Below are 14,969 nucleotides of genomic sequence, written 5' to 3'. Positions count from 1 at the left end.
GCGGCCTGCGTCCCGTGCGTCCGATCGTTTCTTAAACTGCCGAAATCCGTTTCCCGCCCGCCGCCGTCAGGCGGCACGCTCGAAATAGGATTGCAGCGAACGTACTTCGAGATCGCCGCTGCAATAGGCTTTGATGCCTTCCGCCGCTGCGATCGCTCCAGCCAAGGTGGTATAATAGGGCACCTTGTGCAAGAGGGCCGTACGGCGAAGCGAGCGCGAATCGGCCAGTGCCTGCGGCCCGTCGGTGGTGTTGAAGACGAGCTGGATTTCGCCGTTCTTGATGGCGTCGACGACGTGCGGGCGGCCTTCCAGCACCTTGTTGATCTTGGCGGCGGAAATGCCTTCCTCTTGGAGCAGGCGCAGCGTGCCCCCGGTCGCAAGAATGCGGAAGCCGAGCTCGGCCAGCATCCGCATGCTCGGCACGATGCGCGGCTTGTCCTCGTCGCGCACGGAGACGAAGACTGTGCCCTTGACCGGCACCTTGGAGCCCGCGCCGAGCTGGCTCTTGGCGAAGGCGATGTCGAAGGAGCGGTCGAGCCCGATGACCTCGCCGGTCGAGCGCATCTCCGGCCCGAGCAGCACATCGACGCCGGGGAAGCGCGCAAATGGGAAGACCGCCTCCTTGACGCCGACATGATCGAGCGTCGGGGCCTTCAGGCCGAAGCTCGCCAGGCTTTCGCCTGCCATGATGCGGGCGGCGATCTTGGCGACGGGGATGCCGACGACCTTGGCGACGAAGGGCACGGTGCGCGACGCCCGCGGGTTGACCTCGAGCACGTAGATCACGCCATTCTGGATGGCGTATTGCACGTTCATCAGGCCGCCGACATCGAGCGCCAGCGCCATCGCTTTGGTCTGGCGCTCCAGCTCGGCGATGATCTCAGGCGAGAGCGAGCGCGGCGGCAGAGAGCAGGCCGAATCGCCGGAATGGATGCCGGCCTCCTCGATATGTTCCATGATGCCGGCGATGAAGGCGTCCTTGCCGTCGCTGAGGCAGTCGACATCGACTTCGATCGCGTCCGAAAGATAGCGGTCGAACAGCAGCGGGTTCTTGCCGAGAACGGTGTTGATCTGGCCGGTCTTGTCGTTGGGATACTTGGCCTTGACCTCGGAGGGGATCAGGCTCGGCAGCGTGCCCAGCAGATAATCCTCGAACATCACCTCGTCGCGGATGATCGCCATGGCGCGGCCGCCCAGCACATAGGACGGGCGCACGACGAAGGGCAGGCCGAGTTCGCCGGCAATGATGCGGGCCTGCTCGACCGAATAGGCGATGCCGTTCTTGGGCTGCTTGAGCTGGAGCTTGTCGAGCAGGCGCTTGAAGCGGTCGCGGTCCTCGGCGAGGTCGATCATGTCGGGCGAGGTGCCGAGAATCGGGATGCCGGCCTCCTCCAGCGCATTGGCGAGCTTGAGCGGGGTCTGGCCGCCGAACTGGACGATGACGCCATGCAGGGTGCCGTTCTGCTTTTCGGTGTCGAGGATTTCGAGCACGTCCTCGGCGGTCAGCGGCTCGAAATAGAGCCGGTCGGAGGTGTCGTAGTCGGTCGAGACGGTCTCGGGATTGCAGTTGACCATGATGGTCTCGTAGCCGGCGTCATGCAGCGCGTAGCAGGCATGGCAGCAGCAATAGTCGAACTCGATGCCCTGGCCGATGCGGTTGGGCCCGCCGCCGAGGATCACGACCTTCTTCTTGTCGGTCGGACGCGCCTCGTCGGACGCCTTGCCGGCGAAGGGCATGGCGTAGGTCGAATACATATACGCGGTCGGCGAGGCGAATTCGGCCGCGCAGGTGTCGATGCGCTTGTAGACGGGCCGTACATCGAGCGAGCGTCTGAGCGTCTTGACCTCGGCTTCCGTCTTGGCCGAGACGGCGGCGAGCCGCTTGTCGGAGAAGCCCATCGCCTTGACCTGCCGGAAGGCGCCCGGCGTCCGCGGCAGGCCGAACTTGCGGATTTTCTCCTCGGTGTCGACGATCTCGCGCATCTGGGCGAGGAACCAGGGGTCGATCCTGCAGCTCTCGTGGATCTGCTCGTCGGTGAAGCCGAAGCGCATCGCCTGGGCGACCTGCAGGATGCGGTCCGGCGTCGGGGTCGAGAGCGCGGCCTTGATCGCGTTCTTGTCGTCGCCATGGCCCATGCCGTCGACCTCGATCTCGTCGAGGCCGTCGAGCCCGGTCTCCAGCGAACGCAGCGCCTTCTGCAGGCTTTCCTGGAAGGTCCGGCCGATCGCCATCGCCTCGCCGACCGATTTCATCGCCGTCGAGAGCGTCGGCTCGGCGCCGGGGAACTTTTCGAAGGCAAACCGGGGGATCTTGGTGACGACATAGTCGATCGTCGGCTCGAAGGAGGCCGGAGTTGCGCCGCCGGTGATGTCGTTCTCGATCTCGTCGAGGGTGTAGCCGACAGCCAGACGCGCCGCGACCTTGGCGATCGGGAAACCCGTCGCTTTCGACGCCAAGGCGGACGAGCGCGAGACGCGCGGGTTCATCTCGATGACGATCATGCGCCCGGTGGCGGGGTCGACCGCGAACTGCACGTTGGAACCGCCGGTCTCGACGCCGATCTCGCGCAGCACCGCCAGTGAGGCGTCGCGCATGATCTGGTATTCCTTGTCGGTCAGCGTCAGCGCCGGTGCCACCGTGATCGAATCGCCGGTATGGACGCCCATCGGGTCGATGTTCTCGATCGAGCAGACGATGATGCAGTTGTCGTTTTTGTCGCGGACGACCTCCATCTCGTATTCTTTCCAGCCGAGCACGCTCTCCTCGATCAGGACCTCGCTGGTCGGCGAGGCGTCGATGCCGCGCTCGACGATGTCGATGAACTCGCTCTTGTTGTAGGCGATGCCGCCGCCGGTGCCGCCCATGGTGAAGGACGGCCGGATGATGGCGGGCAGGCCGATGTCCTCAAGCGCATCGAGCGCCTGACCGAGCGTCTTGATCTGGTGCGAGCGCGGCGTGTCCAGCCCGATCTTCGTCATCGCGTTGCGGAAGAGTTCGCGATCCTCGGCCTTGTCGATCGCCTCGGCGGTGGCGCCGATCATCTCGACGCCGAACTTTTCCAGCACGCTGATCTTGCTGCCGTCGGGCTGCACGATCGTCTTCTTGTTGAGCGAGAGCGCGCAGTTCAGCGCGGTCTGGCCACCCATGGTGGGCAGCAGCGCGTCGGGGCGCTCCTTTTCGATGATCTTGGCGACGATCTCGGGCGTGATCGGCTCGACATAGGTCGCGTCGGCCAGATCCGGGTCGGTCATGATCGTGGCCGGGTTGGAATTGACCAAGATGATGCGGTAGCCCTCGGCCTTCAGCGTCTTGCAGGCCTGGGTGCCGGAATAGTCGAACTCGCAGGCCTGGCCGATGATGATGGGGCCCGCGCCGATGATCAGGATGGACTTGATGTCTGTGCGCTTGGGCATGGGCTCGACCGGTTCGTGGGCGCGCGCAAGCCTTGAGGTCCGATCGGGCGAACGGAGGCCAGCGAGCGCCTGAGATGAATGCTAGGCGCTCGCTATAGAGGGGAGGAGCGACGGGGGGAAGCGGAAAGCGCTCCCCCGGGCTCTTCAACGCACAGGCGTCGGCGCGATCGCGATTTCGCTCATCGCCGTGCTGCGCTGCCCGGCAGCGCGCCTGCGACTGAGCGCCAGCCACAAGATGGCGAGCGCCACGACCTCGCAGGCCGCGCCGATGAGCCCTAGCGGCCCGGTGCCGAGATGGCGCAGCACCTGCTGGCCGATGGCGGCCCCGGCGGCGATGCCGAAATAGAGCGCGGACGCGTTGAGCGAGAGCGCGATCACGGTCGCATCGGGGGCCATCGCCGCCAGCCGCGACATCTGCGCCGGATGCCCGGCCCAGCCCGCGCCGCTCCAGATAAACAGGATCAGCGGCAGCACGAAGAGTGCCGTGGCCGGGGGCAAAGCGATTGCGACCAGAGAAGCGGCGGCGAGCGCCACGGCGAGAACGACGAGTGAGATGGTGAGCGCCCGTTCCGGCCCGAAACGGTCGGCCGCCCGGCCGCCGAGCTGGTTGCCGACCGCCGATCCCAGTCCCGCCACGACCAGCAGCGCGCCGAGCCAGGGGCCGGAGATGCCGGCATGGGTCGTCAGGAACGGCGCGATGAAGGTGTAGAGAACGAAGACGCCGGTCGTCCACATCAGGGTCGTGGCAAGCGCGAGCAGTACGTCGCCGCGCCGCGCCACGGCAAGCCGTTCGGCCATCGTGTTGGCGCCGCGCGGCAGCCCGACCGGCAGCTTGGCGACGATGCCGGCGAAAGCGAGCGCGCTGACCAGCGTCACCATCAGGAAGGCGAGGTGCCAGCCGCCGAGCGCGGCCGCCGCCGTGCCGAGCGGGACACCGAGGATCAGCGAGACCGTGACGCCGCCATTGACGAGCGCGATCGCCCGCCCGCGCCGCTCGGGGGTGACGAGCGCGACCGCGACCGCATTGGCGGCAGGCATGTAGACGCCGGCTGCGGCGGCCATGGCGATGCGCGCGAGCAGGAGATGATCGAAGTTGCCGGCAAAGGCGGCCCCGAGATTGGCCAGACCGAACACGGCGATGGCGCCGGCGAGCACGAATTTGCGCTCGCGGCTGCCAAGCAGGGTCGAGAGCACGGGCGAACTGATGGCGTAGGCGATGGCGAAAACGGAGATCAGCAGACCGGCGGTATCGACCGAAACGGCGAAGCGCTCGGCCAGATGGGGCAGGATGCCGGTGATGTTGAGGCTGCCGGTGCCGATGGCGAAAGCGCCGCCGGCGAGCCAGAGGAGACGTGCGTCCATGGGACATGTCCTTGCTGTGAAAGCATCGGGATCCGAAAGGCCGGCGCAACGCGCCGGTCAATTTCAATATTTCAATGATCGTTGAATTATGATCGCTCGCGGTGATCCGTCAAGGCTAATTTCAAGGAATGTTGAAACTTGTCAGGAGCGAGCCGATCGCCTATCTCGGCTTGGTCATGAAACCGGTGTTCCACCCCGATATCGACGATGTCGCGCCAGCCGACGTCTTCGCGGCGCTGGCCGATCCGATCCGGCTCGCCATCCTGGTCGCGCTCGCCGACGTGCCGGAGGTCGAAAAGGCGCGCTGCGGCAGCTTCACCGAGTTCGGCTCGCCCTCGCTGTTGTCCTATCACTTCGCCAAGCTGCGCGAGGCCGGGATCACGCGCTTCCGGGTCGAGGGCACCTCGCGCTATCTCTCGATCCGGCGCGAGGAACTCGACCGGCGCTTCCCCGGCCTGCTCGACAGCGTGCTTGCGACAGCCCGGCGCGACCCCAACCTGCCACGCCTGTCGACCGGGCCGTTGACGGTCGCCTGAGCGCGCAACCGTTCAGGCTTCATTGGGGTAAGGGCGTTATAAGCGCGCCATGCCGTTTCGCTGCTACCCGCGCCAGTTCCGCCAGCTCCTGGCCTATGTCGTCGCCGGCGGCATCACGGCGGTTGCGCATTACGCGGCGCTGATCGGGCTGGTCGAGCTCGGCCATGTCGATCCGGTGCCGGCGACGCTGGCGGGTTTCGTGCTCGGTGCGGTCGTCTCGTACCTGCTGAACCGCTGGCTTACGTTTGACGCCACCCGCAGCCACGCCCAGGCCGGCTGGCGCTTCGCCGTGATCGCAGCGGGGGGCTTCGTGCTGACCGGCATCCTGATGCATCTGTTCGTGGCGCGAGCCGGGCTGCCCTATCTGCCGATGCAATTCGTCACCACCGGCTTCGTGATGGTGTTCTCGTTTCTGGGGCACAAGTTCTTTTCGTTCGCGGATCGCGAAGGCGCGTGAGTGAAGCGTCGGTCGCTGCGGCGGCTCCTGGCTTTCGATCGCCCGCGACGATAAGCAGCCGCTTTTTTTGGCGAGGGCTGTCGAATTCAGGCCCGGCCGTTCGACGCTATGGTGAAGGCGAGGCAGCCGCCCGCCTGGAAACCGCCATGGAGACGTCATGACACAGTATCTGGTCGCCGTTATTCACCCCCACGACTATGATCCGTCCGTCGAGGATGAAGCGATGATGCGCGACATCGACGTGCTCAACGAGGAGATGGAAGCAGCCGGCGCCCGATTTTTCGCCGGCGGGCTGGAGCCGCCAAGGCGTGCGAAGTCGGTGCGGGCTCAGCCCGATGGCAAGGTCGTCGTCACCGATGGGCCGTATCTGGAGAGCAAGGAGCTGATCGGCGGTTTCTGGATATTGGAAGCCGCCAGCATGGACGAAGCCCTGGCTTGGGCGCGCAAGGCGACCGTCGCGTGCCGGGTGCCGATCGAGGTGCGCGCGTTCCTCTGACCCGGATGGGTTTCGCGTCGTTCGGTGGCGCCCGTCATTCGCTCCGGCAGTCTTGACAGGCGGCCGGCCGATCGCAGCAAGTCGTCGAGGCGAGCACGGATGATGCCGCGCATCGAAGGAGACGGCTCGATGTCTCTCATGTCGAAAGCGGCCATCATCGTCGTCGTGCTGGCCGGATGGACGCCGGCTGCGTCCGCCGAGCGCGCTGCGACGGTCAATCGCAATACTTTCGCCTGCAACAGCTGGGCGGCGTGGCACGAGTATGGGCTGGCCTCCCTGAGGCCGAAAGGCGCGCGGATGAGCAAGGCCTGCCCCCTGCGCATTGCCGCCAGGACGAGGGTCGTCGTCGTGGACGAAGATGCCGGGGCGGGCGCGTCCGAAATCCGCTATCGGGGCAAGAACTGGTTCGTCGACAATCAGCGGCTGGACTGAGCGCTCAGGCCGAGACCGCCTTGCGCGCCACAAACGTCATCCGGTGCGGGTTGTGGCCGAAGTTTTTCGCGGACGTCACGCCCTCGAATCCTGCTTGCGCGATCAGTCCGGCGATATCGGCCTCGGCATAGGTCGAAAGCCCATATTGCGCGCGCAGCTTTCGGTAGTCGGAGAATGCGGTGCGCACGAGGCCGGCCAGCGCGGCGCCCAGAAAACCGCCGCGCCAGGCGAAGGCGAGCAACTGCGAGGCGTCGGTCAGCGGGCTGACATCGGGCGGGATCACATCGGCGATCACGAGCTTACCGCCGGGTTTCAGCTTGGCCAGCCAGGTCTGGAGCGCGGCGATCAGTTCCTCGCGCTTCAGATACTGGATCAGCGAATTGGCGACGACGAGGTCGAGCGTGGCGTCGGGCAGGGCCTCGACCTCTTCGGGCGAGACCACGGTGACATTGTCGATCCGCCCGAACCCGGCGCGCAGCTTCTCGCGCACATTCGGCGCGGCCTCGCAGAGATAGAGCTTGCCGCAGGCTGCGGCGACGAGATCGGCGCTCAGCGCCTCGCCGCAGCCGACATCGAGCACGACTGCGTCACGCGTCGGGATATGGGCGACGATGTCCCGGGCTATGCCGCGATAATGCAGGGCCTTGTGGCGCGGCGAGACGTAGATCGAGTGCTCGCCGTTCCAGAAATCGCGCCAGGACATTGCTTCGCCGTCTCGCTTGCGCCGCCATCGTCGGGGCAGGCGCAGGAGTAAGCGCAGGCGGCCGGCTTCCGCAAGCCTGCGCGGCGGTTACTGACGTGCGACGACGCGGTCGCCATGGCGCGCGACGAAAGCCTCGGCCGCCTCGCGAAACAGCGTCCAGGCCGCCGGCGGCTCCTGAGCTGTGTCGGCGTCGACGCGGCCCGGTTCGCGTTCCGCCGCCGCGACGGGCTCGTCGGGGTCGAGCCGGGCGGCGCGGCAAAGCGCGCGGGCGATGCGGTTGATCCGATCTGTGTCCATGGCGAGGCTCCGGCATATAGACGCCGCCTAAACGAGATCAGGAGCGCGATTGTTCCAGCCGATCTGATCGCGGCATCGCGCAGCGACGCCAGATGTCGTGATTTCAGTCCCGGCGGCGTTTCTGTGCATTTCCCTGTCGCGCCGCCTCGCCCTATGCTGGGCGACACGCCGGGGACACCGCATGCTGCTATTGCCTAAACTTCTGAAGCGCTTCGTCAGGCTCGGACGCCTGACGGTGATCACGCCCGACAACCAGCGCCATGTCTTCGGCTCGGGGCCGGCCGAGATCCTGTTCGCCGGCGCGACGAAGACGGTGCCCTCGGTGACGGTGCGTTTCCACGACGACCGGATCGAGCGCGAGATCTTCCTCAATCCCGAGCTCGCCATGGCCGAGGGCTACATGGACGGCAGGATCGATTTCGAGGAGGGCTCGATCCACGATCTGCTGAGCCTGTTCTGGATGCAGCGCAAGGAACTGCGCAAGCACCCGATTCAGAAGGTCATCAGGAACATCCGCTTCCGCATCCGGCGCTTCCGGATGCACAATCCGCTCGGCGCTGCCGGCAAGAAGGTCAAGCACCACTACGACATTCCCACCCAGTTCTATAAGCTCTGGCTCGATGAGACGATGACCTATTCCTGCGCCTACTGGCACTCGCCCGAGGTTGGGCTGGAGGCCGCGCAGAAGGCGAAATTGCGCCATCTCGCCGCCAAGCTGAAGATCGAGCCCGGCATGAGCGTGCTCGACATCGGCTCGGGCTGGGGGGAACTGGCGATCTATCTGGCGAAGGCCTGCGGCGCGAAGGTGACGGGGCTGAACGTTTCGCCAGACCAGATGGCGGCGGCGCAGAAGCGGGCGGATGCGGCCGGTGTCGGCGAAGCCGTGACCTTCATCAACAAGGACTATCGCGAGCTCACGGGCACCTTCGACCGCGTCGTCTCCGTCGGGATGATGGAGCATGTCGGCGTCGCGCATTATCTTGAATATTTCGAGAAAATCCGCGACCTGCTGACGCCGAACGGGATCGCGCTAGTGCATTGCATCGGCCGCGTCGGCCCGCCCGGCTTCACCGGGCCGTTCTTCGAGAAGTACATCTTCCCGGGTGGCTATGCGCCGGCGCTTTCGGAGGTGTTTGCGGCGGTCGAGCAGACCGGGCTGTGGCATTCCGACTGCGAGTTCTGGCGCCGGCACTACCACTGGACGCTGGAGGCCTGGCGCGAACGCTTCATGGCGCATCGCACCGAGGTGGTCGCGATGATGGGCGAGCGTTTCGCGCGGATGTGGGAGTTCTACCTCTGCGCCTGCTCGATCTCCTTCGACATCGGCGGCGACATGGTCTTCCAGCTCCTGCTCGGGCCGCATAAGAGCGCCGTGCCGGTGGTGCGCGACTACATCACCGATGACGAGAAGACGCTGGAGGCGCGGGGATTCTAAGCGAATGGCGCGCCGCCTCGACCGATCCTGGCTGGTTTTCGACAGCATCGAGAACGAGGATCATGATCGTTGCGTCGATCTGTTCTCGCGGCCCGACGGCAGCTTCGGCTTCGAGGAGTTCCGGCGCGATGTCGAGGATCGGAGCTGGACGCCGGTGCAGCACTATTCCGGCCTGAGCTATCCGACAAAGAACGCGGCGCTGGCGGCTGCGGCGGGAGCCGTGGGTTGGCTCACCGAGGTGCTCGAACGCCGCTGAAGCCGGTGTCTGATCAGTCTGTCGCTGCAGGAAATTCCAGCGCAATCAGCGCCTCGTCGTGGAAGGCATCGCCGACCCGCAGCGCCTTGGCCTCGACGCCGTAGTCGCGAAAGCCGAGCCGCACATAGAGCCGGCGCGCGCTCGTGTTCGTGGTGACGACGCGCGCCTGCAGGACCAGCACATGCTGCGCGGCGTGGCCTATCACCGTTTCCACCATTTCCGCCGCAAGGCCGCGCTCGCGATCTTCCGGCGCGACATAGACGCCCCAGAGCGTGCCGCGATGTTGGGTCTTTTGTGTCGCTCCGGCTAGAAAACCCGCCATGCCGATGAGGTTTTCGCCGGCGAAGGCGCCAAAGACGAGGCTTGGCGGCGGCGGCGAAATTCGCTCGGCGAAGGCCGAGAGCGGGCGTGCCGCCTCGTCGGCATGGCTTGCGCCGAAGGCTTCCGGCGCGTCGAGGAGCGCGGCCAGACGCAAGGCGCGCCAGGCTTTGGCATCGGCGGCTGCAAGAGGGCGGATGGTGGTGCTCATGGCGCGGGCCACGCAACATCACCCGCCGCGCCGGCGCAAGGCCGCTTCAGCGTTTCAGGTTGACGACGACCACGCCCGCCAGCGCCATCACCCCGCCGATGACGCCAAACAGCGTCGGCACCTCGCCAAGCCAGAGGAAGCCCATCAGCGCCGCCATCGGCGGCACGCAGTACTGGAAATTGGCGGCGCGGCCGGCGGGCAGGCGCGACAGCGTGATCGCCCAGGTGCCGTAGGCGATCAGGCTCGGCACGATGGCGAGATAGACCACCGACCAGAGCGAGACGCTGGGCGCGACCTGCGCCTGGGCGATGGCGCCGGGCAGGAAGGGCAGCAGCACGAAGCCGCCGATCGCCATGTTCCAGGCCGCGACCGAGAGCGGCTTGTGGCGGGCAAAGAGCGGCTTTTGAACCACGGTCGTGATGGCGTTGCAGAAGGCCGCGCCGAGAATCAGCAGCACGGAAAGCCCGATCTCGACATCGAGCCCCTTGCCGAGTGCGATCACGCCGATGCCGGCGAAGGAGAGCGCGGTGCCAAGCCATGCCGTCAGGCTGAAACGCTCGCCAAGCAGCATCATCGCCAGCACCGCCGTCATGATCGGGTTGGTGTTGATGATGAAGGCGGCAGGGCCGGCCGAGACGATGCGCTGGCCGAAATTCAGCAGCACCGCATAGGCTGCGATGAAGACGACCCCGCCGACGAGGAAGCGCCAGATATCGGCGCGCCCCGGCAGCTTCGCCCGCGTCGCCACGAGGAACAGCGCGGCGGGGACGCCAGCGAGTGCAAAGCGCAGCGCCGCCATTTCCGCCGGGCCGAAGCCGGCGAGCCCGGCCCTGATCGCCGGGAAGGACGAGGCCCAGGCCGTGACCGTGAAGGTGATGGTGAAGATCAGCGTCGCATCGAGTGCGATGCCGGGTTTGGCAGCGAGTGGAGGGCAGGCGCTGGACATGGCGGCTTTCCGCGTGACGGGGAGATGTCGCCGATAGACGCCTCGCGGAGCTGATTGACAAACGAGGAATTCGAGGATGAGTTGTGATGATGGATCACAGCTTGACCCTGCCGCCGCTCGAAACCCTGCGCGCCTTCGAGGCTGCCGCCCGCACCGGCAGCTTCTCGGCGGCGGCGCAGGCGCTGAACCTGACCCATGGCGCGATCAGCCGGCAGGTGGCGCGGCTCGAGCATTGGCTGGGGTTGCGTCTCTTTCTGCGGCAGGCGCGCGGCGTCGCGCTGACGCCCGAGGGCCAGCGCCTGCTCCAGCGCACGCAGGAGGCTTTCGCGCTGATCGCCGATACCTCGGATCGTTGGCGGGAACAGCGCGGCGCCGCCGTGGTGCGCCTCAGCGCGCCGCCTTCGGTCTGTTCGCTCTGGTTGATGCCGCGTCTGAGCCAGCTTGAAGGTGGTGATCCGGCCTTGCGCGCGGTACTGCAGGTCGAGCATCGCAAGGTCGATTTCGAGGAGGAGGGCGTCGATCTCGGCATTCGCTGCGGGCGCGGCGGCGCGGCCGACCGGGTCTCGCTGCAGCTTTTCGAGGAATGGTGCTTCCCGATCGCCTCACCGGAACTCGCTGCTGCGATCGGGCCGGGCCGGCCGGAACGCCTGCTCGACCAGCCGCTGATCCACGATTCCGATGCCGCCGGCTGGAAGGCCTGGTTCTCGGCGCAGGGGCTCGACTATCGACCGCGCCCGCAGGACCGGCGCTTCGAGGACTACAACCTCGTGCTCGACGCAGCCGCCCATGGACTCGGCATCGCGCTCGCCCGCCCGCCTCTGGCGCAGGAGCAGGTCGCGGCCGGCCGTGTCGCGATGGTCGACGAGCGGATCGCGCTGAACCCGGTGTCCTACTGGCTCGACCGCCCGCTCGGCGGCATGCGCCCGGCGGCGCAGGCGCTGGCCATCAGGATCGCGGCGGAGGCGGAGGTGCCGCAGGAGCGGCTGGCGGGATTTTTGGCGAGTGCTGCGAGGACGCGGTAACGATGGGCAGATGACGTTTGCGATCAAGGCCGGGATTGCCGATCCGCAGGCGACGACTTTCATATTCGCCGCTCAGAAGACGATGTATGGCGGCAAGCACATCGCCGAAGGCGACACGGTTTTCGTGTTTGCGAGCGAGAACGAAGGCGGGCGGAGCCTTGTCGCGCGCGGCGTCGTCACATCGGCCCAAATGGTCGCAAGGCAGCGCGGCGTCGCCAGGCAAACGCCGCGCGTCGATCTTGCCGTCCGGAGGGTCGCGCTCGCGAAGCAGCCGCTGGGGCGCAGCGAGCTCAAGCACCTGACCGACTGGGCTGACGGCGAGCCCCGGACCGAGCTCAACTTCAAGTTCTATCGTCAGGCGACGAACAAGATCGTCGGAATTTCGGATGCGGCGGCGGCGTTCCTGGCGACATTCTTCTAGAGCCGCCAGTCGTTCGCATTTTGAGCGCCATGGCGTTGCCGGACGTTGGGCCTCAACAAAGGCGCACTTCGGCCAATTCGGCAAAGGTCACGCTCTTGGCAGGCGGTCGCTCTTCGCCATGGTCCTGCTCCAGCCCCGCCATGATCTCCTCCGCATAAGCGAAAAACCGCTCCCGCACCGCCCGCGCATGCGGGTTGGCGCGTTCGATCGCGTGGAAGACGCCGGTAGCGTCGTGGCGGACCATCTCGGTCGCCTGCATCAGGAGTTCGAAGCTCCGCGTCGTCATCCGGCGCGGCACGGGCTCCATGCGCACGAGAATCTTCGCGACGAGATGGGTCAGGCCCTGGACCAGCGCCATGTCGCGGTCATGCGCGTCGGGCGTGGTCAGGATGACGTCGAGTCCGAGCCTGCGGCGTAGGAAGGCTGCGATCCGGCGCACGCTGTCGCCGCGGATCGGGCAAAGCGCGATCCTGAGGCCTGCGAGGCCTTCGCGCGCGCTCTGCGGGCCAAACAGCGGATGCGTGCCGATGATCTCGACATCGTCGGGCAGGCCTGCGAGCAGCAGCCGCGCCGGTTCGATCTTCACCGAGCCGACATCGAGCACGATCGTCCCGGCGCGCAGATGCGGGCGCAGGGCGACAATGGCTTCGCCAAGTCCGTCGACTGGCACGGCGAGGATGACGATGTCGCAGGCCGCGACCTCGGCGATGCCGCCCGGCATGAGGCCGCGACCGGCCGGGTCGGGCGCGGCCGGGTTCGCAGGATCGAACACGATCAGCGGCAAATGCGGCTGGAGATGGCGCGCCATCAACCGCCCGAAGGCGCCAAAGCCCATCAGGCCGATCGAGGAGAGGGTTTTTCGCGTGGTCGGCATCGTCGTGGTCCCTTTGAGGGGCCGCGATGCCGGGTGACTGCCTGATTTCAACCGCCAGCGCGGCGGTTGAACATGGAAATTCGACCCGCCCTTATGAGGAGGGGGCGTAATAGCTCCGGGCGAGGCAGGTCGCTTGGGTCATGGTCTGCTTCAAGCGCGGCAGGGCTCTCTTGTCAATGCGAGCGCCACCAGACTTAGACCGCCTTCGCCTTCTCGCTCTCCATCATCGCGACGAAGCGGGCGAAGAGGTAGTGGCTGTCCTGTGGGCCGGGCGAGGCTTCCGGGTGGTGCTGGACGCTGAAGGCCGGGCGATCGGTCAGCGCAAAACCGCTGTTGGAGCCATCGAAGAGCGAGACATGGGTTTCGACGGCATAGGCCGACGAGACGGAACGTTTCGCCTTCTGCAGCGCGGCCGACGCCTTGATGAAAGCGATCTGCTTGCGGACGTTCTCGATTCAAATCATAGTTTTAGGTCGGCTATTTTGAGAAATTGTGAGTTTCGTGTTCCCAGTCTTTTTGGGGGATATTTAAATTTCTAATAAATGATTCCATATTTATTATTCTATCAATTTCTAGACTAACACGTTCGATTATATTTTCAACTGAAATACAAAAATCAAACTTCGTTGCATGTTTTAAAGGTTGTAGTACGCATGAATTTTTGATCATGCTCGCTCGGCTGGAAAATGATGGGTGTGTATCAAGAGTATTTTCTCCATATATCTTGCCTTTAATTCTTCGAAATATATCTATTGATCCGAGAAGCAGAATTCCTCCTGATCCCGTCCATAGATATGGATTCGACATTCTATACCCTTGCATTCTTTGATAAGTTTCGCTTTTTTCTGTGTTTTCACATAGGTCGACTGCAAACTGGTCAGCCTCAAATTCTTCTTGTTTCGCACTATTCGTATCAGTTAGTCTTCTTCCGTGAGATAGACAATGATGCCCTAACTCATGCGCCAGTGCAAAAATTTCCATCGCTGCAGCCATTTGTTCCATCAATAGAACTTCACGAGGCGATGACGGGGCAAAATTTGTTAGCGCATGCGTTCCGGTCAATGCGAAAGAAAATAAAATCCTCCACCAATACAATATTAATTTTGGATTATCGCGCAGGCAAGATACTAAAATTTCTTTATTGCACTCGGTGCCGGTATTAAATGGCTGAAGATTGCAAGTTCTTATGTAGGCCCGCGATATCAGTCCACAAAATCGCGTAAAATGCGTTCCCATTGTAATAACGACCTGGTCGGTCATGATAACGTTTACAGTCGAGACAAAAGGTCCGGCCTTTGGTTCTACAGCGAAGTGGACCTTCGATGACTGATTTCGCTGGGCTTCCGATAGGCCGCCTGCCATCATGTCCGTCAAGCGCTTCAGCATGAATTCCGATTGCCTACTGACGCCAGGGCTTGTGACTGGCGCTGACAATGCTCTCTCAGAGTCGATTTTAGAAAGGTGCTCTATGTCTTCGCGTGTCCAGCCGGAGTCCAGAAAACCTTGCTCAATTTGAGCTTTTCTTTCCTCGCTTTCTTCATGATCCGGATCGATAAATGTGGACCAGTCGTTCTGTCTGGCCCGCTCAAGCATTTGACCCCATAGGTCAACCGCAGCAAATTTCTTCATCTAGAGCATCGGACGGTTAATCATACGCATATCCTGCGTGTTTGAAGAAGTTTCGGCATTCGGCTGGCGAGAAGAGTTCGCAGATGTTTCCGACGGCCCTCCAGAGGGCGTCGAAGGTTCGTGCCTGGGCGGCTCGCAGGTGCGCCTTGAGCTTGGCGGC

16 protein-coding genes and 1 pseudogene are annotated in these 14,969 nt (G+C 64.5%); 8 read left to right on the top strand and 9 right to left on the bottom strand.

Translation table 11 applies throughout. The annotated features are described in order from the left end of the window. Window positions 1–66 precede the first annotated feature (66 nt). Window positions 67–3,414 (bottom strand): carbamoyl-phosphate synthase large subunit, encoded by a 3,348-nt coding sequence (carB, locus tag AC1DZY_RS08980; protein WP_476819762.1) that lies wholly within the window; start codon window positions 3,412–3,414, stop codon window positions 67–69. A 144-nt stretch (window positions 3,415–3,558) separates the two neighbouring features. After that, window positions 3,559–4,776 (bottom strand): MFS transporter, encoded by a 1,218-nt coding sequence (locus AC1DZY_RS08975; RefSeq protein WP_476819761.1) that lies wholly within the window; start codon window positions 4,774–4,776, stop codon window positions 3,559–3,561. Between the two features lie 128 nt (window positions 4,777–4,904). Here AC1DZY_RS08975 and AC1DZY_RS08970 point away from each other — a divergent pair, with 128 nt between their 5' ends. The 4 genes from AC1DZY_RS08970 (at window position 4,905) to AC1DZY_RS08955 (ending at window position 6,697) form a co-directional block, all read left to right on the top strand. Beyond that, window positions 4,905–5,312, top strand: coding sequence for an ArsR/SmtB family transcription factor (locus AC1DZY_RS08970; protein ID WP_476819760.1), 408 nt, complete (start codon window positions 4,905–4,907; stop codon window positions 5,310–5,312). Between the two features lie 49 nt (window positions 5,313–5,361). Then, complete coding sequence (locus AC1DZY_RS08965; protein ID WP_476819759.1) at window positions 5,362–5,769, top strand: GtrA family protein; 408 nt, start codon at window positions 5,362–5,364, stop codon at window positions 5,767–5,769. 223 nt (window positions 5,770–5,992) lie between these two features. Then, window positions 5,993–6,265 carry a YciI family protein gene (locus AC1DZY_RS08960; protein WP_476819758.1) on the top strand — a complete coding sequence of 91 codons (273 nt, stop codon included), beginning with the start codon at window positions 5,993–5,995 and terminating at the stop codon, window positions 6,263–6,265. Between the two features lie 99 nt (window positions 6,266–6,364). Next, a complete protein-coding gene (locus AC1DZY_RS08955; protein WP_476819757.1) occupies window positions 6,365–6,697 on the top strand; it encodes a hypothetical protein in 333 nt (110 codons plus the stop codon). Window positions 6,698–6,701: 4 nt separating this feature from the next. Here AC1DZY_RS08955 and AC1DZY_RS08950 read toward each other — a convergent pair whose 3' ends face one another. Together AC1DZY_RS08950 and AC1DZY_RS08945 are read right to left on the bottom strand one after the other, a co-directional pair. After that, a complete protein-coding gene (locus tag AC1DZY_RS08950) occupies window positions 6,702–7,400 on the bottom strand; it encodes a class I SAM-dependent methyltransferase (RefSeq protein WP_476819756.1) in 699 nt (232 codons plus the stop codon). Window positions 7,401–7,487: 87 nt separating this feature from the next. Continuing rightward, the gene (locus AC1DZY_RS08945; protein WP_476819755.1) at window positions 7,488–7,697 is read right to left on the bottom strand and encodes a hypothetical protein; all 210 of its coding nucleotides are present in this window, start codon (window positions 7,695–7,697) and stop codon (window positions 7,488–7,490) included. Between the two features lie 181 nt (window positions 7,698–7,878). Here AC1DZY_RS08945 and AC1DZY_RS08940 point away from each other — a divergent pair, with 181 nt between their 5' ends. Next, on the top strand, window positions 7,879–9,132 hold the full coding sequence (locus AC1DZY_RS08940) for a class I SAM-dependent methyltransferase (protein ID WP_476819754.1): 1,254 nt from the start codon (window positions 7,879–7,881) through the stop codon (window positions 9,130–9,132). 4 nt (window positions 9,133–9,136) lie between these two features. Next, a complete protein-coding gene (locus AC1DZY_RS08935) occupies window positions 9,137–9,388 on the top strand; it encodes a hypothetical protein (RefSeq protein ID WP_476819753.1) in 252 nt (83 codons plus the stop codon). Window positions 9,389–9,401: 13 nt separating this feature from the next. On the opposite strand, the gene AC1DZY_RS08930 is transcribed toward AC1DZY_RS08935, so the two are convergent. Together AC1DZY_RS08930 and AC1DZY_RS08925 are read right to left on the bottom strand one after the other, a co-directional pair. After that, complete coding sequence (locus tag AC1DZY_RS08930) at window positions 9,402–9,917, bottom strand: GNAT family N-acetyltransferase (protein WP_476819752.1); 516 nt, start codon at window positions 9,915–9,917, stop codon at window positions 9,402–9,404. A gap of 46 nt (window positions 9,918–9,963) precedes the next feature. Continuing rightward, window positions 9,964–10,863 (bottom strand): DMT family transporter, encoded by a 900-nt coding sequence (locus AC1DZY_RS08925; RefSeq protein WP_476819751.1) that lies wholly within the window; start codon window positions 10,861–10,863, stop codon window positions 9,964–9,966. Window positions 10,864–10,952: 89 nt separating this feature from the next. Here AC1DZY_RS08925 and AC1DZY_RS08920 point away from each other — a divergent pair, with 89 nt between their 5' ends. Next, entirely contained in the window at window positions 10,953–11,885 is a 933-nt protein-coding gene (locus tag AC1DZY_RS08920; RefSeq protein ID WP_476820026.1) for a LysR family transcriptional regulator, read from the top strand. A 10-nt stretch (window positions 11,886–11,895) separates the two neighbouring features. Beyond that, the gene (locus AC1DZY_RS08915) at window positions 11,896–12,306 is read left to right on the top strand and encodes a hypothetical protein (RefSeq protein WP_476819750.1); all 411 of its coding nucleotides are present in this window, start codon (window positions 11,896–11,898) and stop codon (window positions 12,304–12,306) included. Window positions 12,307–12,358: 52 nt separating this feature from the next. Here AC1DZY_RS08915 and AC1DZY_RS08910 read toward each other — a convergent pair whose 3' ends face one another. The 3 genes and pseudogenes from AC1DZY_RS08910 to AC1DZY_RS08900 all read right to left on the bottom strand — a co-directional run bounded on the left by AC1DZY_RS08910 (window position 12,359) and on the right by AC1DZY_RS08900 (window position 14,809). Further along, entirely contained in the window at window positions 12,359–13,180 is an 822-nt protein-coding gene (locus AC1DZY_RS08910) for a prephenate dehydrogenase/arogenate dehydrogenase family protein (protein WP_476819749.1), read from the bottom strand. 194 nt (window positions 13,181–13,374) lie between these two features. Further along, window positions 13,375–13,551: pseudogene (locus AC1DZY_RS08905) on the bottom strand (glutamine amidotransferase-related protein); the annotation flags it as partial. Between the two features lie 106 nt (window positions 13,552–13,657). Next, complete coding sequence (locus AC1DZY_RS08900; RefSeq protein ID WP_476819748.1) at window positions 13,658–14,809, bottom strand: ImmA/IrrE family metallo-endopeptidase; 1,152 nt, start codon at window positions 14,807–14,809, stop codon at window positions 13,658–13,660. Window positions 14,810–14,969: the final 160 nt, after the last annotated feature.

It is taken from the genome of Allobosea sp. P2_A10 (genome assembly GCF_056405115.1).
The sequence above is the reverse complement of the archived record's forward strand: the minus strand, read 5'-3'. Positions and strand labels throughout refer to the sequence as shown.

Bases quoted from the DNA above. Each gene is read 5' to 3' on its own strand.
- AC1DZY_RS08915 (WP_476819750.1), top strand. From the start codon at position 11,896: ATGACGTTTGCGATCAAGGCCGGGATTGCCGATCCGCAGGCGACGACT.
- AC1DZY_RS08975 (WP_476819761.1), bottom strand. From the start codon at position 4,776: ATGGACGCACGTCTCCTCTGGCTCGCCGGCGGCGCTTTCGCCATCGGC.
- AC1DZY_RS08960 (WP_476819758.1), top strand. From the start codon at position 5,993: ATGATGCGCGACATCGACGTGCTCAACGAGGAGATGGAAGCAGCCGGC.
- AC1DZY_RS08955 (WP_476819757.1), top strand. From the start codon at position 6,365: ATGATGCCGCGCATCGAAGGAGACGGCTCGATGTCTCTCATGTCGAAA.
- AC1DZY_RS08945 (WP_476819755.1), bottom strand. From the start codon at position 7,697: ATGGACACAGATCGGATCAACCGCATCGCCCGCGCGCTTTGCCGCGCC.
- carB (WP_476819762.1), bottom strand. From the start codon at position 3,414: ATGCCCAAGCGCACAGACATCAAGTCCATCCTGATCATCGGCGCGGGC.
- AC1DZY_RS08965 (WP_476819759.1), top strand. From the start codon at position 5,362: ATGCCGTTTCGCTGCTACCCGCGCCAGTTCCGCCAGCTCCTGGCCTAT.
- AC1DZY_RS08910 (WP_476819749.1), bottom strand. From the start codon at position 13,180: ATGCCGACCACGCGAAAAACCCTCTCCTCGATCGGCCTGATGGGCTTT.
- AC1DZY_RS08970 (WP_476819760.1), top strand. From the start codon at position 4,905: ATGTTGAAACTTGTCAGGAGCGAGCCGATCGCCTATCTCGGCTTGGTC.
- AC1DZY_RS08935 (WP_476819753.1), top strand. From the start codon at position 9,137: ATGGCGCGCCGCCTCGACCGATCCTGGCTGGTTTTCGACAGCATCGAG.
- AC1DZY_RS08900 (WP_476819748.1), bottom strand. From the start codon at position 14,809: ATGAAGAAATTTGCTGCGGTTGACCTATGGGGTCAAATGCTTGAGCGG.
- AC1DZY_RS08925 (WP_476819751.1), bottom strand. From the start codon at position 10,863: ATGTCCAGCGCCTGCCCTCCACTCGCTGCCAAACCCGGCATCGCACTC.
- AC1DZY_RS08940 (WP_476819754.1), top strand. From the start codon at position 7,879: ATGCTGCTATTGCCTAAACTTCTGAAGCGCTTCGTCAGGCTCGGACGC.
- AC1DZY_RS08920 (WP_476820026.1), top strand. From the start codon at position 10,953: ATGGATCACAGCTTGACCCTGCCGCCGCTCGAAACCCTGCGCGCCTTC.
- AC1DZY_RS08930 (WP_476819752.1), bottom strand. From the start codon at position 9,917: ATGAGCACCACCATCCGCCCTCTTGCAGCCGCCGATGCCAAAGCCTGG.
- AC1DZY_RS08950 (WP_476819756.1), bottom strand. From the start codon at position 7,400: ATGTCCTGGCGCGATTTCTGGAACGGCGAGCACTCGATCTACGTCTCG.